General features: G+C 30.3%; 19 protein-coding genes, 1 pseudogene and 1 other annotated feature. Of the genes and pseudogenes, 10 read left to right on the plus strand and 10 right to left on the minus strand.

Translation table 11 applies throughout. The features are described 5' to 3' along the window. Positions 1-10 precede the first annotated feature (10 nt). From ACREV6_RS11305 to ACREV6_RS11315, 3 genes are all read left to right on the plus strand, one after another. Entirely contained in the window at positions 11-1858 is a 1848-nt protein-coding gene (locus ACREV6_RS11305) for an ABC transporter ATP-binding protein (protein ID WP_431578111.1), read from the plus strand. A gap of 251 nt (positions 1859-2109) precedes the next feature. Continuing rightward, positions 2110-2520: an HTH domain-containing protein gene (locus ACREV6_RS11310; RefSeq protein ID WP_431578112.1), complete on the plus strand. Its 411-nt coding sequence runs from the start codon at positions 2110-2112 to the stop codon at positions 2518-2520. 53 nt (positions 2521-2573) lie between these two features. After that, on the plus strand, positions 2574-3023 hold the full coding sequence (locus ACREV6_RS11315) for a GNAT family N-acetyltransferase (RefSeq protein ID WP_431578113.1): 450 nt from the start codon (positions 2574-2576) through the stop codon (positions 3021-3023). 230 nt (positions 3024-3253) lie between these two features. On the opposite strand, the pseudogene ACREV6_RS11320 reads toward ACREV6_RS11315, so the two are convergent. The 3 genes and pseudogenes from ACREV6_RS11320 to ACREV6_RS11330 all read right to left on the minus strand — a co-directional run. Continuing rightward, a pseudogene (locus ACREV6_RS11320) lies at positions 3254-3568 on the minus strand (DDE-type integrase/transposase/recombinase); the annotation flags it as partial. A 40-nt stretch (positions 3569-3608) separates the two neighbouring features. After that, positions 3609-4211 (minus strand): hypothetical protein, encoded by a 603-nt coding sequence (locus ACREV6_RS11325; RefSeq protein ID WP_431578114.1) that lies wholly within the window; start codon positions 4209-4211, stop codon positions 3609-3611. A gap of 166 nt (positions 4212-4377) precedes the next feature. Continuing rightward, on the minus strand, positions 4378-6060 hold the full coding sequence (locus ACREV6_RS11330; RefSeq protein ID WP_431578115.1) for a DUF4932 domain-containing protein: 1683 nt from the start codon (positions 6058-6060) through the stop codon (positions 4378-4380). A gap of 730 nt (positions 6061-6790) precedes the next feature. On the opposite strand from ACREV6_RS11330, the gene ACREV6_RS11335 reads away from it, so the two are divergent. After that, positions 6791-8698: an endonuclease MutS2 gene (locus tag ACREV6_RS11335; RefSeq protein WP_431578116.1), complete on the plus strand. Its 1908-nt coding sequence runs from the start codon at positions 6791-6793 to the stop codon at positions 8696-8698. Between the two features lie 228 nt (positions 8699-8926). After that, positions 8927-10666, plus strand: a complete 1740-nt coding sequence (locus tag ACREV6_RS11340) for a right-handed parallel beta-helix repeat-containing protein (RefSeq protein WP_431578117.1) — start codon at positions 8927-8929, stop codon at positions 10664-10666. 44 nt (positions 10667-10710) lie between these two features. On the opposite strand, the gene ACREV6_RS11345 is transcribed toward ACREV6_RS11340, so the two are convergent. The 4 genes from ACREV6_RS11345 to gltX form a co-directional block, all read right to left on the minus strand. Then, positions 10711-11409, minus strand: a complete 699-nt coding sequence (locus ACREV6_RS11345) for a DUF1048 domain-containing protein (protein WP_431578118.1) — start codon at positions 11407-11409, stop codon at positions 10711-10713. Between the two features lie 2 nt (positions 11410-11411). After that, positions 11412-11732 carry a PadR family transcriptional regulator gene (locus ACREV6_RS11350; RefSeq protein ID WP_431578119.1) on the minus strand — a complete coding sequence of 107 codons (321 nt, stop codon included), beginning with the start codon at positions 11730-11732 and terminating at the stop codon, positions 11412-11414. Positions 11733-12055: 323 nt separating this feature from the next. Beyond that, on the minus strand, positions 12056-14665 hold the full coding sequence (locus ACREV6_RS11355) for a cation-translocating P-type ATPase (protein ID WP_431578120.1): 2610 nt from the start codon (positions 14663-14665) through the stop codon (positions 12056-12058). A gap of 301 nt (positions 14666-14966) precedes the next feature. Next, complete coding sequence (gene gltX, locus ACREV6_RS11360) at positions 14967-16622, minus strand: glutamate--tRNA ligase (protein WP_431578121.1); 1656 nt, start codon at positions 16620-16622, stop codon at positions 14967-14969. Between the two features lie 107 nt (positions 16623-16729). Then, positions 16730-16980: a binding site (T-box leader), on the minus strand. Between the two features lie 262 nt (positions 16981-17242). Here gltX and ACREV6_RS11365 point away from each other — a divergent pair. The 5 genes from ACREV6_RS11365 to ACREV6_RS11385 all read left to right on the plus strand — a co-directional run bounded on the left by ACREV6_RS11365 (position 17243) and on the right by ACREV6_RS11385 (position 21439). Next, positions 17243-18388, plus strand: coding sequence for a DUF4275 family protein (locus ACREV6_RS11365; RefSeq protein WP_431578122.1), 1146 nt, complete (start codon positions 17243-17245; stop codon positions 18386-18388). 440 nt (positions 18389-18828) lie between these two features. Further along, the gene (locus ACREV6_RS11370; RefSeq protein ID WP_431578123.1) at positions 18829-19332 is read left to right on the plus strand and encodes a GNAT family N-acetyltransferase; all 504 of its coding nucleotides are present in this window, start codon (positions 18829-18831) and stop codon (positions 19330-19332) included. A gap of 51 nt (positions 19333-19383) precedes the next feature. After that, complete coding sequence (locus tag ACREV6_RS11375; protein ID WP_431578124.1) at positions 19384-20166, plus strand: class I SAM-dependent methyltransferase; 783 nt, start codon at positions 19384-19386, stop codon at positions 20164-20166. Positions 20167-20230: 64 nt separating this feature from the next. Continuing rightward, positions 20231-20776: a 2'-5' RNA ligase family protein gene (locus tag ACREV6_RS11380; RefSeq protein WP_431578125.1), complete on the plus strand. Its 546-nt coding sequence runs from the start codon at positions 20231-20233 to the stop codon at positions 20774-20776. 132 nt (positions 20777-20908) lie between these two features. Next, the gene (locus ACREV6_RS11385; RefSeq protein ID WP_431578126.1) at positions 20909-21439 is read left to right on the plus strand and encodes a GNAT family N-acetyltransferase; all 531 of its coding nucleotides are present in this window, start codon (positions 20909-20911) and stop codon (positions 21437-21439) included. Between the two features lie 149 nt (positions 21440-21588). Here ACREV6_RS11385 and ACREV6_RS11390 read toward each other — a convergent pair whose 3' ends face one another. The 3 genes from ACREV6_RS11390 to ACREV6_RS11400 all read right to left on the minus strand — a co-directional run bounded on the left by ACREV6_RS11390 (position 21589) and on the right by ACREV6_RS11400 (position 25994). Further along, positions 21589-23016, minus strand: coding sequence for an MATE family efflux transporter (locus tag ACREV6_RS11390; protein ID WP_431578127.1), 1428 nt, complete (start codon positions 23014-23016; stop codon positions 21589-21591). A gap of 147 nt (positions 23017-23163) precedes the next feature. Beyond that, positions 23164-25254, minus strand: a complete 2091-nt coding sequence (locus ACREV6_RS11395) for an AraC family transcriptional regulator (RefSeq protein ID WP_431578128.1) — start codon at positions 25252-25254, stop codon at positions 23164-23166. Then, the gene (locus ACREV6_RS11400) at positions 25251-25994 is read right to left on the minus strand and encodes an HAD family hydrolase (protein WP_431578129.1); all 744 of its coding nucleotides are present in this window, start codon (positions 25992-25994) and stop codon (positions 25251-25253) included. Before ACREV6_RS11400 ends, ACREV6_RS11395 begins: the two co-directional genes overlap by 4 nt. Positions 25995-26169 lie beyond the last annotated feature (175 nt).

Below are 26169 nucleotides of genomic sequence, written 5' to 3' on the forward strand. Positions count from 1 at the left end.
AAGTGATATTATGTCTAGAATAGATGAAAATAAATCAGTAGAAAATAAATCAGCACAAAAGATAGATATAGGTATATGGAGAAGACTCTTTAAATACCTTACAGAATTTAAAAAGGGACTTGTATTTTTGGCTTTTTTAATGGTGGGTGTAGCAGGTATAGATGTAGTAATGCCACTCCTCACAAGGTATGCCATTGATAATTTTATAATGAAGAAAACTACAAATGGGCTTATCACCTTTGCAATAGTTTACTTTTGTATAATTGTTTTTCAAGCATTAAATGTAAGACTATTTATAATACATGCAGGTAAGATTGAAACACATCTGGCATATCATATAAGAAAACTAGGGTTTAAAAGGCTTCAACAGCTATCCTTTTCATATTATGATAACTCATCCGTGGGATGGCTTATGGCAAGAATGACCTCGGATGTAGCAAGGCTTAGTGAAATAATATCCTGGGGACTCATTGACATGGTATGGGCACTAGTTATGATGACTGGGTTTATAGGAGTAATGCTTTATAATAATGTGCGTCTAACCCTTATATGTATGAGTGTTGTACCACCATTATTTTTAATAGGAATGTTTTTTCAAAAGAAAATATTGAAATCCTATAGAAAAGTGAGAAAATTAAATTCACAATTAACTGCAGATTTTAGTGAAGAGATATCTGGGGCTAAAACTACTAAAACCATTGTTCGTGAAGAAGAAAATTTAAAAGAATTTGTGCAGGATGCAGGCCATATGAGGAAATCTGCTGTAAAAGCAGCTATGTTTTCTGCTCTATTTCTTCCAATTGTTATATCCATGGGAAGCCTTGGAGCGGGGTTTGTTCTTTGGATAGGAGGAAAAAGTGTTATAGCAGGACCACTATCTTATGGTACCTTTGTAATGTTTATTGCTTATACAATACAATTTTTTGATCCTGTAAGTCAGCTAGCTGGGACCATTGCAGAACTTCAGAATGCTCAGGCATCTGCAGAAAGAATTATAACATTAATAGAAACTGAGCCAGACATATGGGACAGAAAAGATGTAATTGAAAAGTACGGAGATTTATTCAATCCAAAAACAGAAAACTTTGAGCCAATACATGGAGATATTGAATTTAGAGATGTCTGCTTTTCTTATAAAAACGGAGAAAAGGTATTTCAAAATTTTAATTTAAAAGTTAAAAAAGGAGACACTATAGCACTAGTTGGAGAAACAGGTTCTGGAAAAAGCACCTTAGTAAATTTACTTTGTAGATTTTATGAACCAAGTAGTGGAGAAATATTAATTGACGGAAGTGACTATAGAGAAAGATCACTATTGTGGCTTCAATCTAGTATTGGCTATGTGCTTCAAAGCCCACATTTATTTAGTGGGAATATTAGAGATAATATTATGTATGGAAAGCTAGATGCAACGCAGGAAGAAATTGAAAATGCAGCAAAGCTTGTAAATGCCCATAGTTTTATAAGCAAACTAGAAAAAGGCTACGATTCAGAGGTTGGTGAAGGTGGCGGAAATCTATCCACAGGAGAGAAGCAACTTATCTCCTTTGCTAGAGCTATCGTAGCAGACCCAGCGTTATTTGTTCTTGATGAAGCTACCTCTTCTATAGATACGGAAACAGAAAGAATGATACAAAATGCCATAGAAAAAGTTCTTTCAGATAGAACTAGTTTTGTAGTTGCACATAGACTTTCCACCATTGTATCTGCAGATAAAATTCTTGTTATTAGACATGGAAAGATAACAGAATCAGGAACTCACAGAGAACTGCTAAGGAGAAAAGGTTACTATTATACCTTATATACAAACCAGTTGCTTGAGGAAAAAGAATTGGAAAGCAAAGCGGTGGTTTCCTAGGGAGGGTGCCACCCACGTGGCAAGTGGCAAGTTGAAGATTCTGGTGGAAGATAAATGGCAAGTTCATAATTAAAAAGAGCTAAAGCTTGTTTTAAATTATAAAGTGGTCTCCATGTCAAGGACATTTATAAAAAAAAGCATTAAATCTTGGCTATGTTCAATAGTGAAAATTACGGACTAACAATTGTTTATCATACCGATAAATAGTAATTTATTTTGAAAGAAAGGTGATCAATACGGAAGATGTAAAAATGATAACTAAAAAAGATGTGATGGAAGAGTTGCAACTATTGATTGAAAAATACAAATTTAATATAGAGGTGCTTTCAAGACTATTAGATGTAAAAAAAGAAGTTATTTTAAGCCAAGATGAAAAAAAACTGTTTGAAAATTCTAAAGACTTTTCTAAAATGTCTAATCTAATTTCTATGATTGAACTTAGTGGAAAAGATGATGCTGATTTTAAAATTGGAGCATTTTTGCAAGTGCTATTAGAATATCATAGTATTTCGGCAGAAACAATTGCATTAATGTCTGGAGTTAGTGAAAAAGAAGTTATTGATTTAGTGGAAAATCCTAAGTTAGTATCTTTAGAAAGTAAATATAAAATATCTAAAACAGTAATGTCATTACGTTTTTTATTTAAGGAATTAGAACCATAAATTCCAGTTTAAAGTTGAGTAATATAAATAGTGATTTGAAGGGGGAACAATTTATGGAGATAGTTAAGTTTAATTTAAAAGATAAAAATGAATTATTAGAGTTAGATAAAGAATGTTTTGGAGTAGATTACTGGGATAATGAATTATGGCAAGAAATTTTAGGGGATTTAGAACATAATATTATTTATTTAGTAAAACAAAATAATGAATTAATTGCATACTTGATGATATTCAATTGGGGAAAAGAAAAAAATTACGTTAAAATTACTAATATAGGAACTAAAAGTTGTTCTAGAGGACAAAAATTAGCTCATAAATTATTTGAAACAATGATAAATGAGATGAAAAAAGAAGGAATGAAAGATTTTAGAGGAGAGACAAGAATTACAAACTATCCAATGCAAAAAGTATTTAGTGATTTTGATTTCAGAAATGTAGAAACTTTTAAAGGGTATTATGATAATCCAACTGAAGATGCATTGAGATATCATTTAAGTATATAAATATGTTGATAAATTCAAATTTGTAGTGTAACTATTGCGCATAATTCTTCTATGACGCAAGAAAGGCAGCCTTGAGAGGTTGCCTTTCTATTTCAACATTATTTTTAAACAGAGTCTAAATCTTAAATCAAAATCATGTATCTTATCCGTAAGGAGAAGATGCAGCCAAAATGAGCCAACATTGAATCTTATATATTTAATGTTGGCTCATCTTAATAACTAACTGTATCTTATATGATTATCATGAATAAAAGAGTTATAGAAAACTTAAATAGTTTTAAACAATTTATGTTAAGTGATGATGTTCCCCGTCGTGAAATAGACTGCCTTAATTCTTTGTACTTCAGCAACTGACGAAAGAAAATGCTGGTATAATGACATCCCTGGTCCGAATGAAGAATGGCATCTGTACGAAGATCCTTGCCATGTTTCTCGATAAGTATATTGAACGTTTCTAAAACAAAATCCACCTCAAGAGATTCGCTTACTACATATGACAGAACCTGTTTTGTGCACGCATCTTTTATGACGGAAAGATAGGATTTACAGCCGTGGTTATAAAATAAGCTTTAGCTCTTTTTATGTTTAATAGTGGTTTTTTAGTAATTCATATAAATCTTTAGTTGAATCATCCTTAGGCATTTGTAATACAGCCTTTTTACCAGACCATTTAAGTTCTAAACAATAAAGATTTCCCTTGAAAAATACTTTATTAATCCATGAATTCTGTAGATTAACCATAGATATATGGACATTAGGGTTTTTAGTATTATCAATTATAAATTTTTCGTTATTAAGGTTTTCTTTAAAGGGTGTAAATATTAATGAGTTGGAATTCAAAGTAAGAGCACCAAAGGTTGGACCATTAAACTTTTTAAGGTTGCATATTACAGTGATTGCGTTAGTGACTTTTTTATTAGAATTAAATTCACCATTGTTATTATCATAGAATTCTAAAATGAATTTTTGGTTTTCTTTGTGAAGTAACTTAGCAGTAAAGAAAGAAGTACCTAAAGAACCAAGGATAATTATAAGCAAAATTATTATATAATTTACTATATAGTTGTTTGAAAAGCAATAAGCTAAAGTGCAAAATATTACCTGGAAAATGAAAAGCTTAAACCCAAAATGTTTGAAGTAGTTATTAAGAAAATTTTCAGTTTCATCTTGTGAGATTGTTATATTCATGTAAAATCATCCTTTCTCTTATAAATAATGTTTGTTTAATTATAGAGAATATAGTTCTTTTTGAAATATGGTTAAAATAATTTTATGTCAATACAATAATAACATATTTTTTAAAACATTACTAATTATTACATGTTGAAACCATTGTTTTACTGAGAAATTATTTTTATTTAAAAGACCACTTATTTTTATCTTTAATATAATTTCCAGACTTAATTATTTCAGATTTTTTTGCTATTACATAGTCAGTCCCACCATGAAGAATCTCATTAATATTAATAATATATTCTGGATTTTGCGCAGTATAAATAATTAAAGCATTATTTGAATTTTGAGGATTTGGCAAAGCGGTTATTAATTTTAAATTTGTACCATTATACTCAACATCAGTTTTGATTTTGTCATCTTCAATTTTAAAAGGGAACGAGCTTTTATATTTAGAAAGCCATAGATTACCCTCAATTGTGCCATAGGCTAGTATAGTATTTTTAGATAAATCTTGCGTAAGTGCTTTTTTATCTGTAATTATTGTAGCAGATAACTTAAAGGTATCATTTACATTTTCAACATCTTTTAAGATGGAATCATTATAAGCTTTATCATTTTCATTTGTAGGAACAATGAAAACTATATTTTTATTATTAAAAGCTGAGTTTATTGGGCCTTGGAATTTTAAAGTATAAAAGTCATCAGTTAGGTTCTGCTCAGAATAGTTCTTAAACACATTAATAAGTTCTGGATAAAAATCTTCAAAGGATGCATACTTATCTCTATTTTTCTCGTAATATTCTAATTTTGCACATAATCCATCTATATAATAAAAGCCATTAGTTTTTTCATATCTTAAAGCATTATCACCAGCTTGTTTACCTAAGTAAATGTAAGAAAGTCTTGTTGTTACAGCTCTTACTATATGCTCATTAACACAAACTTCCCAATTAGGGTATGCCTTCTTTGACATAATATCTGCAAGTGGTGTAAAAAGTGAATCGTATTTATTTACTTTCGTTATATTTTTTTCAGTAGTTGGATTTACAAATGAGTGACTGAATTCATGCCAGCCTATTCCGGACAAAGCTTCCTTTGAATATATAGGCATACTATCTTTTGAGTTATGAGGTCCTAGAAATCCGTATATATCAGAGTTATTATTTTTAGTTTTTATTTCAGCACCATAGCCACCACTATGGAATAAGGGGGATATTACTAAATTATAACTGTTTTTCTTAAGTCCATAATAATTTTCTAATTCCTTTGCAAAATCTCTGTCTTGTAATTGTTTTGAGACATTACCTACCAAGTCTTTATAAAATTCCATATGATTATTGTAGAATGTAGAGAAGTCGGATTCTACAGCGTAATTACTAAGAGTTAGCATAAAATTTTCAAGAGATTTCTTGCTACCACCGCGACCAATGAGATAATCTGAAAAAGGGGTTTGTTGTTCTAGCTTGGGTACTTTTGAAACGTACATCATTGTAGCTGGTGGAGCATCATAGGAAAAACCTGAGCGGGATAGTTTTTTAAAAGTATTTATAGCATTATGATTTTTGTATTTTGAGAAATAGTTCTTCACATCATCTTTATATTTAAAATCAATAGTTGTTAGAGGCTCATAGTTAGAATTTAATTGTACAGATAATAAAAGTTCTATACGGGGATCTATCATAATGTTAAAAGTTCCTTTTGAGATTTTTACAGGTTCAAGTTCAGATAATTTAGATAGTTTAGAAAGTTCAGTAGTTGAAGTGGTTACAGTCTTGTGGTTAGATTTATAAAGCAGGGTGCAACCTAAGATTAACATTAATCCTAGCGATATTATAGTTATTATTGCAGTTTGTCTTTTCATTTTTAGCCCTCCAAATTTATAGATTAATTTTTTGAAATACATTTTCTTATATATAGACGTAAAAATATATACAAATCCCACGAAAAATTATAAAATTTATAAGTCTTGTAATGCAAATTCAGAAAGAGTTTTTATATCTGGCTTTAAAGTTCCCACACTTGGCATATAACCATCTCATAGATGTATTCATTACCTTATTATAGCATATTATGTAAAAATATATACAATATCACTATTTATGTCTAACATAGCCTTAATTTAAAAAAATAGGTGCCACCCACAAGGCGAGTTTAAAAGCTGGTTGACAATATATACAAAATGTAATAAAATAGCATTAGATAGATTTTGTTAAAATAAAAGAATGAGGTGCTTTATGAGCGTGTTAGTATCCAAATAGATTAAATTTTATAATTAAATAAATCTTTGAAAAAGGGTATAGTATACCTTTATTTGTCACGGGTTTATTTGGTAATATCTATGAAGATACAAATCCACAAAGTACCGTTATAGTAAGAAAAGATAGATTGTTCTATCTTTTATGAAGTTACGTATTTTTAGCTGTGGGAGTATCCACGGCTTTTTTGTTTTGCAGATAAATAAAAATGTTTGTAAAATGAGTTGTACAGAAAATGGTAATGAAATCTATCTAGGGATTAGTATCTTCATAAAACAAAACAGTTAGCGACATTTCAGCGCTATAGGTGATGATTCAATATGAGGAGAGATAAAAATGAATATAAATACTTTTAATAAATTGCAATATAATGAGTTAAAGGAAATTGTAAAGTCTTATTGTGTAAGTGGACTCGGAAAAAACCTAATAGATAGATTGGAACCAAGCACCAGTTTAAAAGTTGTGGAGAGTAGGCTTAATGAAACAAGTGAGGGCAGATCTTTGCTAGATACGGTTGGTCACATTCCATTAGAAGGAATATTCAATATAAAAAATATTATTGAGAATATGGAAAAAGGTGCGATATTAGACCCGGAAGAGTTAACAAAACTTTGTAACTTTTTAAGAGGCTGTAGAAAAATCAAAGATTTTATGAAGGGCAAAGAGTTTTACGCTCCTACTTTAAGCAGTTATGGGGATTCAATTACAGAATTTAAATCCATAGAGGAAGAGATTGAATTTTCTATAAAAGGTAGCTTAGTAGATTCAAATGCTAGTAAGGAGCTTAAAAAAATCAGAAGATATATAGAAAATGCAGAAAGTAAAATACAAGAACAGTTAGAGAAGTTTTTGAAAAATAGTACTAACAAAGCTTATATACAAGAATTTTTTGTAAGCAAGAGAAATGGTAGATATACAATTCCTATAAAAGCAGCCTTTAAAAATCATGTGCAAGGGACAATTGTAGAAACCTCATCTAAAGGATGTACAGTATTTATAGAACCCAGTGTTATATCAAAAAATACAGCAGAGCTGGTAGTATTAAAATCTGAAGAGGCCATGGAAGAATATAAAGTATTATCGCATTTAACTGGATTAGTATTTGATAATTCAAAGGAAATTAAAATCAATATAGAAGTAATTGCAGTGTATGATATGATTTTTGCTAAGGCTAAATATAGTAGAGCCATAGAGGGAATAAAGCCTATAATTAATGATTATGGATATATAAACATTGCTGGCGGCAAGCATCCACTGTTAAAAGGAAATATAGTACCACTGGACTTCAATATCGGCACAAACTATAGAGCTTTAATAATAACAGGTCCTAATGCAGGGGGGAAAACTGTAGTCCTAAAAACCGTCGGGCTCTTAACAATAGCTGTACAATCAGGACTTCATATTGCAGCTGAAAATGGTACTGAAATATCTGTGTTTGAAAAGATATTCGTAGATATTGGAGACGATCAAAGTATAGAGAACTCCTTAAGCACCTTTTCTTCACATGTTAAAAATTTAGCTGCGATAATTAATAGTAGCAATAAATCTACTTTAGTACTGTGTGATGAGATAGGAAGTGGAACTGAGCCTAATGAGGGGGCTGGGCTTGCTATTGCAATACTCGAAGAGCTTTATCATAAAGGCTGCATCATAATGGCCACCACTCATTATGGAGAAATTAAAAAGTTTTCTCAAATGCATAGTGACTTTGAAAATGCAGCAATGCAGTTTGAAAACAATACATTGGAGCCACTGTATAAGTTAATTACAGGTAAATCGGGAGAGAGTAATGCTCTTTGGATCTCTAAAAAAATGGGTATAAGAGATTCCATTCTTCAAAAAGCAAAAAAGTATGCGGAAGATAAGAATTACAATTTAGATTTAATAAGAGATAGTAAGGTGAAAAAGAAAAAAGATGAAGAAGACATTAACTGCATAAAAACTTATGAGTATAAGATAGGTGACAAGGTGCTTCTTTTAGAGTATGGTGACTTTGCCATTGTTTATAAGCCAGTGGACAATTTTAATAATATAACTGTATTATATAAAGATGAATTCCTAGAGGTTAACGAAAAAAGGTTAAAGCTAGAGCTAAAAGCTGAGGAGTTATACCCAACAGATTATGATTTTAATACATTATTTGTAGATTATCAGCAGCGAAAATTAGAAAGAGATATTGAGAGAGGATCTAAGAAGGCATTAAAAAAAATTCGAAAGGAAATAAGGAATAGTAAGGAAAATTAAAGCAAACATTATAATCTGAGAAACTTTGATGAGTAAGGCTTTCATCTGAAATAGTAAAAAATATTTTTTTATGCTACAATATCAATATCCATAAATTTAATTATAATCCATAAAATGTTATGGATAATTATAAGGTTGAGCTACATGAGTTATATTATGAAAATTTAGGTTATATGATATTACTACATTAGAAAAATGGAAATATTTTTAGGAAAAAGGAGAGAAAGCATGATAGCGTTTTTTAAGAAGAAATCTACAATAAGGGTAACGGTTACTATAGTAATTGCTATTACTTTAAGCATTACTTATCTTAGTTGCAAAAAAACAAAGGACAATTATAAAAATACTCAAGCTAATATAACTAAGGTGAATAAAGTTTCTAAAGCTAGCAGTATCGCTAAAACAATTAATATTAGCGATTCATTTAAAGTTTTTCAGACAATTAATATGGATGTCAATAATGATGGATTCATAGATTTAGTTGAACTCTCTAAAGATGGTCCTGATAGTATTTTATTTTCAATTAAGGATGGTAAGGATAACTCAATAATGGGTAAGCTAAAGTTTTATCAGTATGGAGATAAAACTCTAACTGTAATTCCAGGAGATTTTTATGGGTATAAATCGACTGATTTTTTCATAAAAAGGCCTGGTTATGGATATCCTGTATCGGAAGATAACTTTTTAATTTCATTTAAAGGTAATGAATTAATTCGTGTACCATTAATTGATACTGAACTTGATAATGGCATTAATATTGACGAAAATGTAAATTATGAATTAAAAGACGATGCTATACGATTTTGGTCAAAAAATATAAATTTCAATACAAATATTAAGTTATCACCTAAGCAGATAGAATTATATAAGAAAAATGAAAATACAGCAAGAAGAAATATTGGTTTTGGTGAAGCTAATTTAGAACCAAAAGATGTGGATAAAGATGGTGTTTTTGAGCTAGAGTATACTACGGATTTCCACATATCAAAAAGGCAGCAAATTGCAGCTATTACTTCTGTATTTAAATATTTAGACGCAAAATGGAAACTAATATCAGTTCAAATTAAACCTGCTACTTTAAATAAAGAAGAGAATAATAAAACTGAAAAACCAATAGCAGAAGTAACAGTTTCTAATGTAGAGGAGCTGGTTGATGCCATAGGCTCTAATAAACATATAAAACTTCGAAAAGGTATATATAATGTTTCAAAAATTAAAGATATGGTATCTAAAAATAAAAAAATCAATTTTGTTCATGAAGAATATGGATATGGATATGGATATGGATATGATACTTGTATATTAAAAACGGGAGTCAATTATGTAGATGTAACTGATGGAAAAGAGTTAGCAATTTATGGAGTTAATAATCTTACTATTGAGGGGCAGGGAGATGAATACGTACAAATTGTAGCAGAACCAAGAGATTCGTATATTTTTCAATTCAATAATAGTGATAACATAACCTTGAAAAACTTAAAAATTGGACATACAATTAAAGATGAAGCATTTATTTGTAATGCTGGTGTTATTAAAGTTATTAACTCACAAAACTTTAATGTTTCTAATTGCCTTTTATATGGGTGTGGTACAATTGGAATTTATGCCTATGATGTAGATAATCTTAATTTTGATAATTCTATAATAGAAAAGTGCACTATGGGAATAATGGATGTAGATAGCTCCACAAATATTAATTTTACCAATAGTAAGCTTAGAAAATCCAAGGAGTATACTATGATTTGTCTAAATGAGTCACAGTCAATAAAATTTAGCAATTGTGAAATAGCTGATAACAACGTAATAAGTGGCCGTTTCGCATTTATGTCAGGTTCTAATACTAAAAATGTAGAATTTTTAAAGTGTAAATTTGAGAGAAATAGTGCTGAAGTATTTATGAATGCTCATTTTAAAGTGGATTTCAAAGGTTGTACTTTTGGAGAGAATAGGTTCGATGGTAAATGGTAAGCGGCAAGTGAGAACTTGCCACTTCCTATTGTACAAACAATAATTTATGTTTCACTAAAACTTTTACTAATACTTTTTATAAAATAACATATATCTCTTCCAAAGGCTATTAAAAATATAATTAATAAAAGAATTTTATTCTCATATGGAGTTATAGGTATACTATCTAATTGTTGGAATTTATTCCTGATCATATCCGACACACTAGAAGCTAAAAATATGCATATAGCTAAAAACACCCAAGAATAATCTTTTTTGTTCTTTCTTTTGAACATTTGATTCCTTCTTATCATAAAGCTTAGTGGAAACATAACTATAAACATAGGTACAAAGGTGACTATATCCATATAAAACACATCTTGGTTTTTAAAAGAATTATCCCATCCATTTGTAATTATATTAAATATAAACATCATTAAATAGTAAATGAATCCTGTTTGCAAAATAATTTCTATATAATTAAAACATTTGTGAAAAACATTTTTATTGTAGTTTGACTCTTCAATTATTGAATCACAAAAGCCTTTGATATCATAACCTATAACTTCACTTGCGAATTTTCCTTCATCTTTTGCTTGGAGCATCATATCTAGTACTTGTTGAAATATTACTTCTTGTTCTATTTGTCTTAAAGATGAAATTCCAATGTACTCAACAATATCATTGAAATTCTTTAAGTCTCTATAATTCAGCTCATTTTTGAGTTTGTGTCTTTTAAATATTAATATAAAAGTTCTAATCATAATTATTCCCCCAATACTCTATCTACATTTGTTTTTATGACCTTCCATGAAACAACAAAAATTTGGAGCTCCTCTGCTCCTTCATTCGTTAAATAATAATATTTTCGCTTAGGTCCAAAAGGTGAGTTTTTCATAATAGAATATATTAATTTTTTCTTTTCAAGGCGTATTAGTATAGGATAAACACTCCCCTCTGTTATATCTTTAAAACCATAGTTCATTAACATTTCACATATTTCATATCCGTAAGTTTCATTTTCTTTAGTTATTTTTAAAATGCAACCCTCTAATAAACCCTTTAGTATTTGTGTATCGCTTGCCAATTCATCACCTACTTTGTATTACATAATAGCTATATGTTAATATTATCCTGTGTACTTTGTATTGTCAAGTAGTTAGAGTGATTTATTTGATTTTTAGTAGAATGCCTGATGCTAATATGTTTTAAAAGTTTAATTTAGAGGTATGTGTAGTAATGAAACAGAAATGGGCTATATTTTATCAATGGTGCAATGATTATTGAAAAATTTGCCGCGAGGGAGTCACCCGCGTAATAAAAATGCTGCAGAAAGATATTAATATCTTTCTGCAGCATTTTTAACTTGCCACTTGCCACTTGCCACTTGGGTGGCACTTAGTGATCTTATTACTTATGAGCTTTTACAAATACTAGTTTATATATTTGAATAAGAATTAGAGGCATAAGTGATAACCCGTATACTATAGCACGCTGATTTAAAGTTAATGCAGCTACCTCAAAAACTCCCATAAGTGGATTGAAGCTTAAAACAAATTCTAAAAGTAAATAGCCGAGTATGGTGGCAATCCACAAATATTTATTTGAGAAAACGCCTATTCTAAATATGGATTCCTGTGACCTAGAGTTAAATCCATGGAGTAGTCTTGAAAAACATAGTGTTGCAAATGCCATTGTGCTTGCAACCAATGTATCACCGGTTGATAATCCTATATGGAATGCCGTCATTGTACCTAATGCAATAATTAATCCTTCAATTAGTACTTCTCTTGAAAAGGATTTATTTAATATAGGTGTGTTTATACTTCTAGGTTTTTCATCCATTATATTTTTATTATGAGGTTCAAGTCCTATTGCAATAGCTGGAAGACTATCTGTAACCAGGTTGATAAATAGAAGATGAACTGGTGCAAAAGGCATTGGAAGCGCTGCAAGTGAAGTATAAAGCACTGAAAGTACAGCTGCGGTATTTCCAGATAATAAAAACTTAATTGAATTTTTTATGTTTGAATATATACTTCTTCCATTGGAAATTGCCTTTACAATGGTTGAAAAGTTATCATCCATAAGTACTATAGAAGCAGCATCTTTAGCAACCTCAGTACCTGTTATTCCCATAGCAATACCAATATCTGCTTGCTTTAGCGCAGGAGCATCATTTACACCGTCACCGGTCATTGCAACTACATTTCCTCTTTCTTGCCATGCTCTTACTATTCTTATCTTATGTTCAGGGGATACTCTTGCATATACAGAAATATTCTCTACCTTAGTTTTAAGCTCTTCATCGCTTAAGGAGTCAATTTCGTAACCTTCTATAGCAACAGATTCATTAGTTAAAATGCCTATTTGTTTAGCTATGGCAGAAGCGGTTATCTTATGATCTCCAGTTATCATTACTGGCTTAATGCCAGACCTTATACAGTCTGCAACTGCTTTAGCAGATTCTATTCTTGGTGGGTCCATCATGGAAATTAGACCTACAAATATCAAGTCGTTTTCATCGTCAGTACCTATTGTTTTTCCGGTTTCTATTTCTTTATAAGCAAAGGCTAAAACTCTCAGGCCACTTTCTGAAAACTCCCTATTTACTCTTTCAATCTCTTTTTTATCATTCTCAGTCAGTGTTTTAACTCCACTTGATGTAACAATACTTATAGTTCTTAATAAAAGCACATCAAGTGCACCCTTGGTTATCATAAAGGTTTTGTCTTCAAGTATATTTGCTGTACTCATTAGCTTTCTATCAGAATCAAAGGGTACTTCAGAAACTCTTGGATAATCTTTTCTGATATCTAACTCGTCTAAATCATATACTTCACCTAGGTTTACAAGTGCAACCTCAGTGGGATCTCCAATCTCTTTGTCTTTAACAGTTACAGCATCATTACATAATAGTGCCATTAGTACAAGATTCTTTTCCAAAAGCTTATCATGGTCAAGTTCATCATGAGACAGTACTTTTTCATCAACGTATACCTTTTGTACAGTCATTTTATTCTGCGTTAGTGTTCCAGTTTTATCTGAACATATTACTGAAATACTTCCTAGACTTTCAACTGCATGAAGCTTTCTTACAACAGCATTTTCACGAGACATTTTTTGTGTTCCAATGGCAAGAACTATTGTTACTATTGAACTTAATGCTTCAGGTATTGCAGCAACAGCAAGAGATACAGCAAACATGAAGGAATCAATAATTGCGTAGCCTCTGAATATATTAAGGGTAAAAATAAGGGCTGATATTGCAAGTATAACAAAGGCAAGTTTTTTGCCGAAGTTGTCCAAGTTAATTTGTAATGGAGTCTTCTTTTCCTTCGCAGTATCTAAAAGGTTAGCTATTTTACCTAGCTCTGTTTTCATTCCAATAGATGTAACTAAAATTAAAGCTCTTCCATAGGTTACAAAGCTTCCGGAAAACACCATATTTTTTTTATCACCAATTGCTACATTATCTTCATTTATTATATCAGTTATCTTTAAAACACTTTCTGACTCACCTGTTAATGAACTTTCATTTATCTGAAGACTGTAGTTTTCAATTATTCGTCCATCAGCACTTACATAGTCTCCTGCATCTAAATATAAAATATCTCCAACTAGCAATTCCCTTGAAGGAATTTCTAGCTTCTGACCATTTCTCAAAACTTTGGCATTGGGTGAGGAAAGGGCCTTAAGACTTTTCAAAGATTGCTCGGCCTTAACATGTTGAACAGTTCCAAGAATAGCATTTATAACAACAACTACAATTATAACAAGTGTACTCTCAAACTTACCAAGGAAGGCTGATATAAGAGCGGCAGCTAAAAGTATTAGTACTAAAAAATCCTTAAACTGTTCTAGGAATACCTGTAGGTTGCTTTTTCTAGCGCCTTCAGTTAATTCATTAAAGCCCTGCTCTTCTCTCCGGTTTTTTATTTCAAGATCATTTAGTCCTTTGTCATTAACTCCCAGAGTGCTCATCGCCTCTTCTGATGTTTGTTTATAAAACATGTTCATTATTATTCCCCCTCGTAATGGTTATGGCTTCAACTGCTTTAGTATAGATAAAAATTATTGATTATAAAATAGGATAAAATAAAAAGGCTCTACAGTTGGCATAAATACCAGCTGTAGAGTCTTACTAAACTTTAGAAGTTATCAAAGCCGGGATTTAATCCGTGGTGACGACTTTGATTCTGCTTAAAAAAGCAGGAAGTTACTCCCTCTACATATATTATTTTGAAATCCGCACATAATCTCTATGTTTAATATAATAATGTGTTTTGATATATTTGTCAATGAATATATCCTTTATTTATTAAATAAAATCTTGACTTAATCTTTCAATAACACGTTTTTCACCCATAACCTGCATTACTTCATATAAATCCTGAGTTTGTGTTCTGTTAGTTAAAGCAACTCTAATAACTGTTGCAACATCAGAAATTAAACCTTTATATAATTCAGGATTCTTTTTATAAACTCTCCCGTTTTTTGCATATCCAAGTTTTTCAGAAAGGTCTTTTACACGTGAAAACCAAGTATCTGCATCATCAGAGTGATTATATATATCTATATAGTCCTTAAGGATTATTTTCACGTCTTCCGTTGGTATTTGTTCAGGAAAATTAGTGCCAGCGCTAATACTATTTTTATAAAAATCATCAAAGAAATATTCAATATGTTCTTTTACATCTAGCCATTTTACGAAATCTTTTCTTGGCTTTTCATTTTCTCTTTCAATATTAAATATTTGCTTTGCATAATCCTCATGCTGAGTAAGTATATCAGAAGTTGCAGTATCATTCTCTTTAGCCCAAGCAAGGTATAAGTCATAAACTGTGCCTGCGCTCATAGCAGCTATAATATCTTTACTCATATCGTTAAGTTTTAAAATATCAAATAGTGCACCACTTTTGCTCATGTTTTCAAGGATAATATTAAAGTTTGTACAAGGCTCATCTGCGTGCTGTGTTCTCCATTCTTGAAAATTAGAGTTAACCAAGTTTACAAGATACTCAGTTACAGATATAAGAGGATACCCCTCTGCTTTATAAAAATCTACACGAATTTCAGGGTCTTTTCTTTTACTAAGCTTACGTTTTGATGTTCCATCCATTTTCATTATTGTAGGTATATGAGCATAGTTTGGAGCAGTAAAGCCTAACATTTCAAATAATTGTAAATGTATAGGAAGAGAAGAGAACCATTCTTCCCCACGTATAACATGGGTTGTTCTCATTAAATGGTCATCTACAGCATGAGCTAAATGGTAGGTTGGAAGACCATTGGTTTTAAGTAAAACAATATCTTGATCATTTTCTGGAATACTTATATCACCTTTAATTAAATCATTACAAATTACTCTTTTATTTGGATCGCCAGGAGATTTAAGTCTTATAACAAAAGGTTTGCCTTTTGCTAAATTGTCAGTAATTTCATCGAAAGTGGCATTTCTGTGAATAGCCCATTTTCCGTGATACCCTGTATTAATTTTAAGTTCTTGTTGGATTTCTCTTGTGGCATTTAATTCTTCTTCCGTACAAAAGCAAGGGTAAGCTAAGCCTTTTTTTATTAAATCTTTTACGAAGGCATGATATATTTCCATCCTATCGCTTTGCTTGTAAGGCCCATAAGCACCTTTTTCACTATTAGAATCCACCATTCCTTCATCAAAGAAAATTCCAAAATCGCGTAGAGTGTTAATACTATCGGAAATGGCACCAACTACCTCTCTTTTCTTATCAGTATCTTCTACTCTAAAGTAGAAAATTCCTTCACTTTGATGAGCTACTCTTTCAGATATAAGAGCAGCAAATACTCCTCCAAGATGCTGAAAACCAGTAGGGCTAGGGGCATATCTTGTAACCATAGCGCCTTGTTTAAGGTTTCTTTCTGGGTAAAGATTAGTATAGTATTCTGGGGTTTTGTCAATGCTAGGAAGTAGTAAATCTGCTAATTTAGTATAATCCATTTTAATCATCCTTTCTTATATGAAAATTTAATGCCATTTGTGAAGTCGTTAATATTACAGCATCGCAGGTGAGAATTTAACGACAAAAAAACCTCTCATCCTATACTATATAGGACGAAAGGTAAACTTCCGCGGTACCACCTAAATTGATATAAAGGCATCTTGCAATACCTAAATCCACTCATTAACAGTATAAATCATACTGTACTTTTATAACGGAAAGCTACCGTTGGACTTACTCAAATATTTCAGTCCAATGCTCTAGAGCTTCTTTCTGTAGTTTCAAATACCAAATTTCCACCATCATTGGTTCTCTTTAAATTGAAATATACTTACTTTTCTCTTTCATTGCATTTATACTTAAATTTTATTGTTTAATTATAATTATACATTCATTATTTATAATGTCAACATGCAAGATTTCATCAATTAGACAAAATCTAGTGATGAAGCGTTTTTCATAGAATCATTTAAAGTGGCTTCAAGAATTTATGTGTAATTTTGTTAAATACTTGATATTTATATTATTATTCTGTATATTTAAATAATCAAACAATGGTTTTATATTATGTAATTAGTCTGAAGGTAGATTAAAACAGAATATGCGAAATGGAGGGTTTATGGAGATTTCAATTAATATAATAAAGGCAGTAAATAATAATAAGTATGTAAACATGAAAGATTACTATGAGTTAGCATTTAACACTAAACGTATATGGTTATCGGAGCCATGTAATATTTTTTTTGAAAAAAATAGAGTATATCACATAAAGCTTAAATCAGATGAGGTTATTGAGGGGTCAATTATTCAAATAGGACAAGATGAATTTGGATTTTACATAGTATTTAAAAGGGCAATAGTACCCTGGCAAAAAGGAAAATTACTAAATAACAGCGTTTTTTTTGAACGCCAAAGGATTCCTAAAGGATATGCAGTACTTAAAGAAGTTCTTGCACCTGACACTATAGCTGGTGGAAAAGAAGTAATACAATATTTTGAAGGGCAGTGGCCTAATTTTCATGGTTCGACCATTTCTATAAAGAAAGAAGATAGGAATTGTATTATTCACTTAATGAAAGGGAATTTAGGGGAAACTGCTGTAGAATTACGTCTTTGCAATGCTGATATTGGAAAATGTATTGGAGATGATTGCAATGATTTGGAATACTTTAATAATATTGGAATTAATTTAGACATTAAAAAGCTAGATGATTTTAATTATACAATTCATATACAAAATAATTTTATGGAATTTATTCGCATTGATGAGTTAACTTATAATTCAGTGGAACACAGAAATGAAGTAACGATTACTTGTAGTGAATTAAATATAACTTATTATAATAGCTTCTTAAGGGGACTAGAAGAAAAAGGTATCGTTATGACAAAGTTATATTCTGATAAGGATGATCATTACTCTGAAGCAGATACACTTAGAAGAAAATGGGTTGAAACTTTTACTCGAAATATAGATATCAGTGATGCTAACCTAGACCAATGTCTTTGGCATATATTTAGCTATGGGAAGTTGTCATGTACAGAAAGAGAAGAGGCAAATGCAGATCTAATTAAAATTAAAAAAGAAACATTATACGTATTCTTCAATGAGGGACCAACCTGTTACCGTTTAAATAATGCTGAAAAATTTACTACAGATAATATTGATTATTTTAATGATATTTATGTAACCAATGAAGATTTTACTTGGACCTATGTGCTAACACATGAAAGAGTAACTTGTGGTCCATATTTCTATTCCAAGTAAAGGAATAGGTGCCACCCACGTGGCAAGTGGCAAGATTGCATTAAACCCTAAGTATAATTGAACAGTTTTAGAGTTGTGTAATCTTAGATGGCAAAATAAAAATAGTGAGAATATTTTGTGCTTTTCATTACCTTTGTATTGACAATATATTGATAATGTAATAATATATAACATATACAGTGAGTGTACCTAACAAAATGTTAGCGGTACAGGGACTTTCCTACACGTAGATAACTCTACGGAGTCACTTCCAAAGTGATTTCGTGGAGTTTTTTTGTTTTATACGAATAGCTTGAGGAAGTGGCTGGGGATACGTTTATACTCGACCTTTGGGAGATTTCGTTCGATAGTAACTGTCTTACTTTAGAAGCATCTATACACTAGAGCTTGTCACTTTTGCCACTTGCCACGTGGGTGGCACTAATATAGGGGGTATTAAAATGGATTTTATTATTAGGCCAGTTAAAATTGAGGATGCAGTATTTATAAATGAAATACGCCGTCAAGATGGAGTTAGAGAAAACATAATGAGTATAACTAGTGAGAGAGTTACAGGAACTGAGGGCTTCATAAGTGGACTTACACTCAATAACCATATGCTAGTAGCAGAAGTAGAAGAAGAGGGAGTTAAAAAAGTAGTTGGAGTTGCATCTTTATCAGTAAATAAGTCAAATAGAGTAAGACACTCCGCCAGCATTGGATTAATGGTTAGGAAAGAATATCATAGAATGGGAATAGGTAGAGCTTTAATGATGGATTTAATTGATATAGGCGATAATTGGTTAATGCTTATTAGAATTGAATTGGGAGTTTTCACAGATAATGAAAAGGCAATAAATCTATATAAATCTCTAGGGTTTGCAATAGAAGGTACAAAAAAATACGCAATAATCAGAAATGGTAAATATGATGATGAGTACTTAATGGCAAGATATAATATATAGAATTATAGTCAATTTTAATTTCTTTAAAAAGTACAGTAGGGGGGATATACAATGAAAAGTATATTAGAATATTACGAAAGCTATGAGGAGGAAGCAAGACTTATTAAGGATAATGCACATAAAATAGAATTTATTACAACTATGCATTACTTAGATAAGGTTGTTAAACCGGGTTCCAAGATTCTAGAAGTTGGTGCAGGAACAGGAAGATACTCATTTTGTCTAGCAGAAAAAGGACATAGCGTTACTGCATTAGATATAACACCAAAGCATATTGCGATTATGAAAGAGGAGGCAAGTCATAAAGACTTAGACATAGACATTGTACTTGGAAATGCTAAAGAGCTAAGCGATTTTAAAGATAATAGTTACGATGTAGTTTTATGTCTTGGACCACTTTATCATTTTAGTGAGGAAGAAGAAAAAATACAATGTTTAGATGAATGCTTAAGGGTACTGAAAAGTGGTGGAATTTTAGCAGTTGCTTATATAAATAGATTTTCAACCTTTGTTAATATGATAAGTAGAAAAAAAGAAAATATTAATGATGAGGGCTTGCTGAGTATTGTGAAAACTGGATTAGAATATGGTGATGAAAGGGACTGTTTTTATTTTTCTAAGTATGATGATATTGAAAATTTAATGAATGGATTTAATGTAAGAAAAATTGATCATATTGGCACTGATGGTGTGGCTAGTACGATTAGTGATAAATTAAACGAATTTGATGAAGAGGAATTTCAAAAGTGGATGGATTATCATTTAATGACATGTGGTGATAGCAGTTTAATTGGATATAGTCAACATGGATTATATATATGTGAAAAAATATAAAATATTGAAGTCTGATTTAATAGTTTAAATAGCTTTAAATATAGAAAAAAAGGAAGAGATTAAAATGAATAGTAATATTAAGAGAAGAACTATAATGATATTTCCAGAATTTAAAAACATTAATATTATTAATGAAATAAGAGAGAAATATGACCCACTTGCAAAACATGTTAGACCACATATTACTTTGGTGTTTACTTTTGAAAGCAGCCTTACATCAATTGAAATTGAAGAACATTTAAAGAAAGCGCTTGATGGAACTAGATGCTTTACATTGACTTTACAGGGAATAATAAAAATTGATAACCCTTTAGGTAAGTATCTATTTTTAGAGATAAAGCAAGGTAATGAACAAATAAAAGAAATAAGTAAAAATTTATATACAGGAATTTTACAATCCTATAAACCAGATTGGTTAAATGAAGAGACATTTTTACCTCATATGACAATAGGCAGTTTTACTTTAAAAGAAGATTTAGATATAGCATTTAAAGATACTGAAGCTATTAAAAATAATTTCACAACAATAGTAGATAAAATTTCTGTTGAAATTATTGATGAAAGTGAAGATTCTATTATTGAGACTGAAGTAAATTTAAGTAATGAGTAAATTAAAGGGAGAAAGAACACATATAAAATGAATTAATAACTTATTAGACAGTAAAAATAATATAAAAAGAAAGGAAGTGAATTTTAGTGAGGGGTTGGTACTTATTATACACTCTCTCACTAAAGATAATATATGTATACAGGTAAAAAGGTTCGACTTAGAGAATATAAAAAAGAAGATATAAAGCAAGCTCAAAGTTTTATAAATGATCCTGAGGTGAATAGACTCTTACAACCAGGAATTCCTTATCTATTTACCTTTGAAGATGAACAGAAATGGTTTGAAGGAATGTCTGCAACAAAGGAAAAATACAGTTTTGCCATAGAAACATTAGAGGATAACAAATATATAGGTGGCTGCGGAATAAACGATATAGATTGGAAAAATAGCGTTATAGTTGTAGGTATATTCATCGGGGATAAAGATTATTGGAGTAAGGGCTATGGCACGGATGCAATGAAGGTTCTAATTAAGTTTATTTTTGAGCAGATGAATATACACAAAATAAAATTGCATGTATATTCCTTTAATGAACGTGCAATTAAATGCTATGAAAAATGTGGATTTAAACAAGAAGGTAGACTAAGAAAAGAAATATTTAGAGATGGAAAGTATTATGATGAAATTGTTATGGGACTTTTAAGCGAGGAATATTTCAGGTAAAATATAAATTAAAAAACCCAATGTAATAATTATACATTGGGTTTTTTATTCTCAACTTTTGTATGACTCTAGTGCCACCCATGTGGCAAGTGGCAAGTTAGCGGAGTAATTTAATGAAAAGTTGTCAATTTTATAAGAATATATCCTTTTTAAATACCAACAGGAGCAAGTCTAGATTTAGCAAGTTTAGCCTTATTCTTCTTATAAATCTGATGCATTTCTAGTATTTCTAAAGAAGTATAAGTGTATTTAATGAATATAGCAGCTGTAATAAAAGATATTACATCGGATATGGGATAAGCTAGCCATGCTCCAAAGACTCCCATGTCTAAACCCATTACAAGTGCATACACTAGTGGAATAAATACTATTATTTGTCTGTAAATAGATAGCTTGAAAGAAGCTTTAACTCTATTTATAGCTTGGCAATATGAGATTGCCAAATAATATATTCCAAGGCAAGGGAATACGGCTATAACTGTTCTAAAAGCCTTTGCTGTTCCTACTATAATAGCGCTATCATTTATAAATATACCTATAAGTGATTCTGCAAAAATCATAAATATTGCCCACAGTATAGTTGAACTTACAGACACTGCAATTATAGCTGTTTTAACAACTTCTTTTAATCTGGTATAATTTCCAGCACCATAATTATAAGCAGCTATAGGTTGCATAGCTGAGCTTATGCCCATTACTGTCATAAATAAAAACATTGAAACTCTGGTAGTTAAACCAACTGTTACAATGGCCAAATCTCCGCCATAGGAGGATAGTAAATTGTTTAATATAGCAGCTACCACTGCATCTGAGATTTCTATTATAAATGTTGAAAATCCAACATATACTATTCCAATTGATACTGCTTTATTAAGAGTTAATTTAATAGAAAATTTTAACTCCTTCTTTATTTTCATAAATACAGTTAATACATACATAAAACCGATAATTTGAGATACTACTGTTGCAATAGCAGCTCCTTTTACCCCATATGAAAATACATTTATTAGAAAATAATCTATAATTACATTACAAATTGCACCAATAGAAGTACTAAATAAAACTATTTTAGTGTTACCAAAAGCAGTTATAATGTAAGATGCAATTATTGTAAAGGATTGAAATAGCACACCAATTAATATTATACTTACATAGTCTTTTGCAAGAGGGAATATCTTTTCCGAAGCACCTAAACTAATTAAAATTTTATCTTGAAAAATAAAAATACCAGTACCAATTATAGATACCATTATAAGCATTAGAACTATAGCATTAGGTATTATAGTTCTTAAATTTTCAAAATCTTCGTCTCCACAGCTTCTTGCCACTGAGGTAGAAGCACCAACAGCTATAAGCATAGATATAGCTAAAAATAATCTTTGGATTGGAAAGGCTATAGTCAATGCACCGATAGCATCAGCGCCTATGGCTTGACCTAAAAACATAGAATCCACCATGTTGTACATTTCTGCTACCATTAGTGAAATTATTGCTGGCACAGAAAATTTTAACAATAGTTTTCCGATTTTTTCCTCGCCAAATGTTTTGTTGCTTTCTGCCACGTTACCCATTGTCATGAAATTCACGTCTCCTTAAAAATTTTTGTTTCCATAGTATTATTCTACGCTATTATGAGTATATTAGCATTCACAGGGTTGCTAGATAAGAAGTACAAAATTGCTAACATGTAACTTTCTATAATACTTAAATAACAAAAAAACACCTTAAAATAGGTGTTTTTGTACTTTTTGAAGAACTATTAGTGTAGAACCATAGCCTTCTATCTTTATTATGTTATTATAAACTGCTGTTTTTTTAGCATAGGATAGAGAAACGTTAGGAGTGGAAATTTTAGTTAAAATTTTCCATTCGTCATAACTAAGCCTTTTGGGCTTACCCATACGTAACCAGATATCATAAGCTGAGCCAAAATTTTCACCAATTTCATATTTAATAACTTTATAGTCATTAACTAAATTTTTAATGGATAAGGATATCTTTCGCTCAGTTATATTTTTACTACCCTTTCCCTTGGGTAAATCTTCTAACTTAATTAGACTATTAAGTTCCTCGCTGTAACTGTAAAGTAAGACCTGGATATCTTCATCTTGCCTTGTGATAATATATCCATCACCCTGGTCTATAACTTCATTTCCTAGTTTTGACAATAAATAATAAGCATAGTAGGAAACCTTTTTTATTCCATTTAAAGTAAGTAATCCCGGTGAACCAAAAAATAATTCATTATTTAAAATTGAATTTTCCTCTACAGTATCAAAAGCCTTTAGAGTAAGTAGGCTATTATTATTGCTACTAATAAAATTATGAATAATATATGGAAGCATGTAGGAGGAATCATAAATAGTATTTATAGTTTCTGGAACATTAAAAGGATCCTCTATTAAATTCTGTAATTCATATTTTTCGAAAATTTCCCTTGTAATATCTTTATACTCAACAGATAAATCACTGGAGGCTTGGAATTTCCACAGTTTAACTACTTCAATGCCATATATATCAGCAAAATACATTATAAAGCTTTCTAAAAGCTTTATAAAAGAACTTTTATCTTCAAAGGTTTGATTCAAAATTATTAAGGGTACCAAGGATATATCCATTAAAAATTCTAATAGTTTTTCAACTTCATTCCAATTTAAAAATCTTACATTTTCATTAAAATATACTTTCATTTCTTTTCCAAATAAGTTTTGAACTATACCATTTTTAAAGCCTATAGCCTCTTGAATAGATCTCAGATATCCTTGTTCACCTGCTTTAACAAGTTCTTCTGCTTGCCCTAAATTAATTTTTTCTGTCCATCTATGGTCTAGGTTTGCGCTTGGTAGCAGAGAGTCTGTTTGGATTTTTATAATTTTGTTGGTGTAGTTGAACCTATCGTAGTCTTCTAAATAATAAGATATATACTCCAGTGTTTCAGATAAATCATGTGTATCCATTTTTTTAAAGTTATCAAATTCTTCCTCTGGTATATCATATTTTTTTCTAAATTGTAGGGGAGTACAATTATAGTGATCTTTAAAGCTCTTATTGTAATATCTAGCATGAGAAAAGCCAACATCCAGAGAAATATCTGAGATAGTTTTATCTGTATCTAATAGTAATTTAATAGATTCATCTACTCGTACAATATTTACGAGTTCACTAAAATTTGTTCCAGCCATTTCTTTTATTTGATGAGATAAATAATAAGAACTTAAATATTCTTGGTTTGCTATATCCTGCAAACTAATTTTATTCATGTAATTATTATAGATGTATTTTCTAATCCTATGATACCTTTGAAATTGTATTACATTTTCTTTTAAATCTTTTTCATCATAATTAAGATAGTGAAATTTGTTTATTAAATGAAATAATAACTTAACTAAAACAGCCTCTATTTGATCATCAAAGTTTTCACTTTTTTGGATTATTTCGCAAGCTAGAATAGATAAGTATTTCCTAAGAACATCATACTTTTCTTCCTGTTGTGCGCCTTCTTCACTGGAGTTTGTATAAAAATAAATATTTTTCATATCATCATAATACTTTTCGAAAAATATAGGGTCTAGGTGAAAAATTAGAACCTTATTGTTTACATCCGAATAGATTCTATGGGCTTCATCACAATTTACAATCTCAATTTCACTTTCGTATACTTCATAATTTCCTGACTCAATAAGTACATTAACAGTGCCCTCAAGCACGAAAATTATTTCTATAGAATTATGCCAATGTATTGGATAGTCCGTTATACTCTCTAGGGAGATGTTTATAGGCAGATCATTTATAAAACTTATATATTCTTTTCTCATTTAAACTCCTTTATTGTCTTTGGTGCCACCCACGTGGCAAGTGGCAAGTCTTTTACATATTCATAAAAATCCTCATATTCCCCTGAATAGTCAGTTATTATTTCCTCATTAGTCCTATGTAGTAAATTATTTGTAATTAAATATGTCCTTAGTCCAAGTTTTTTAGCTATTAAATCTTCTTGAACATCATTACCTACCATTAAGCAGTCTTCAGGTTTCTTTTCTATATCTTTTAATATCTCTTCATAATACTTTAATTGAGGTTTGCAATAATGATTTTTCTCAAAGGTTGAAACATATGAAAAGTCTTCTGGCTCAAAGCCTGCCCAACGTATTCTATGATGAATAGCTTTTTCGGGAAAAAGAGGATTTGTGGCAAGTGCAACAGTATAACCTTTTGATTTTAATGTTTTAACACTTTCTTTTATACATTGAATATCTTGTGCATATTCTTTAATTTTTAAAAAATTTGTATCGTAAAAATCATCGAAACGTTTTTGCAAAGCAGGAAGTTTCATATTCATTCTAGTAGAAAAGTCAGCCATGAATATTTCTTCATTAGTTTTGTAGTCTGTGTTTTCTACCATGATTTTAGAAGAACTCCATATATTTTTAGCCAATTCCTCAGGTGATATTATATCCGCAAAATTCTTTGAAAGTTCTTCAAAATATAGTTTTTCAAATAGAACCATGTCTATAGGAAGTAAAGTACCATCAAGATCAAATAATATTGTATTCATTTATTAAAACACCCCTTCATAATAAAATAGTTGTTTGTGTTTTATATTATAGCCAATAAAGAAATATTATGTTTAATTTCAAATTTTGTCAATGAAAAATAATGGTATGGTTATAGTAACTATATGTTAGAAAAGTGGGTACTTGCATTAAATGATTATAGTAGTACAATAATAA

The organism is Clostridium sp. (assembly GCF_050717515.1).
Lineage (GTDB): Bacteria > Bacillota > Clostridia > Clostridiales > Clostridiaceae > Clostridium_AD.

Bases quoted from the DNA above. Each gene is read 5' to 3' on its own strand.
- ACREV6_RS11305 (WP_431578111.1), top strand. From the start codon at position 11: ATGTCTAGAATAGATGAAAATAAATCAGTAGAAAATAAATCAGCACAA.
- ACREV6_RS11310 (WP_431578112.1), top strand. From the start codon at position 2,110: ATGATAACTAAAAAAGATGTGATGGAAGAGTTGCAACTATTGATTGAA.
- ACREV6_RS11315 (WP_431578113.1), top strand. From the start codon at position 2,574: ATGGAGATAGTTAAGTTTAATTTAAAAGATAAAAATGAATTATTAGAG.
- ACREV6_RS11325 (WP_431578114.1), bottom strand. From the start codon at position 4,211: ATGAATATAACAATCTCACAAGATGAAACTGAAAATTTTCTTAATAAC.
- ACREV6_RS11330 (WP_431578115.1), bottom strand. From the start codon at position 6,060: ATGAAAAGACAAACTGCAATAATAACTATAATATCGCTAGGATTAATG.
- ACREV6_RS11335 (WP_431578116.1), top strand. From the start codon at position 6,791: ATGAATATAAATACTTTTAATAAATTGCAATATAATGAGTTAAAGGAA.
- ACREV6_RS11340 (WP_431578117.1), top strand. From the start codon at position 8,927: ATGATAGCGTTTTTTAAGAAGAAATCTACAATAAGGGTAACGGTTACT.
- ACREV6_RS11345 (WP_431578118.1), bottom strand. From the start codon at position 11,409: ATGATTAGAACTTTTATATTAATATTTAAAAGACACAAACTCAAAAAT.
- ACREV6_RS11355 (WP_431578120.1), bottom strand. From the start codon at position 14,665: ATGAACATGTTTTATAAACAAACATCAGAAGAGGCGATGAGCACTCTG.
- gltX (WP_431578121.1), bottom strand. From the start codon at position 16,622: ATGGATTATACTAAATTAGCAGATTTACTACTTCCTAGCATTGACAAA.
- ACREV6_RS11365 (WP_431578122.1), top strand. From the start codon at position 17,243: ATGGAGATTTCAATTAATATAATAAAGGCAGTAAATAATAATAAGTAT.
- ACREV6_RS11370 (WP_431578123.1), top strand. From the start codon at position 18,829: ATGGATTTTATTATTAGGCCAGTTAAAATTGAGGATGCAGTATTTATA.
- ACREV6_RS11375 (WP_431578124.1), top strand. From the start codon at position 19,384: ATGAAAAGTATATTAGAATATTACGAAAGCTATGAGGAGGAAGCAAGA.
- ACREV6_RS11380 (WP_431578125.1), top strand. From the start codon at position 20,231: ATGAATAGTAATATTAAGAGAAGAACTATAATGATATTTCCAGAATTT.
- ACREV6_RS11385 (WP_431578126.1), top strand. From the start codon at position 20,909: ATGTATACAGGTAAAAAGGTTCGACTTAGAGAATATAAAAAAGAAGAT.
- ACREV6_RS11390 (WP_431578127.1), bottom strand. From the start codon at position 23,016: ATGACAATGGGTAACGTGGCAGAAAGCAACAAAACATTTGGCGAGGAA.
- ACREV6_RS11395 (WP_431578128.1), bottom strand. From the start codon at position 25,254: ATGAGAAAAGAATATATAAGTTTTATAAATGATCTGCCTATAAACATC.
- ACREV6_RS11400 (WP_431578129.1), bottom strand. From the start codon at position 25,994: ATGAATACAATATTATTTGATCTTGATGGTACTTTACTTCCTATAGAC.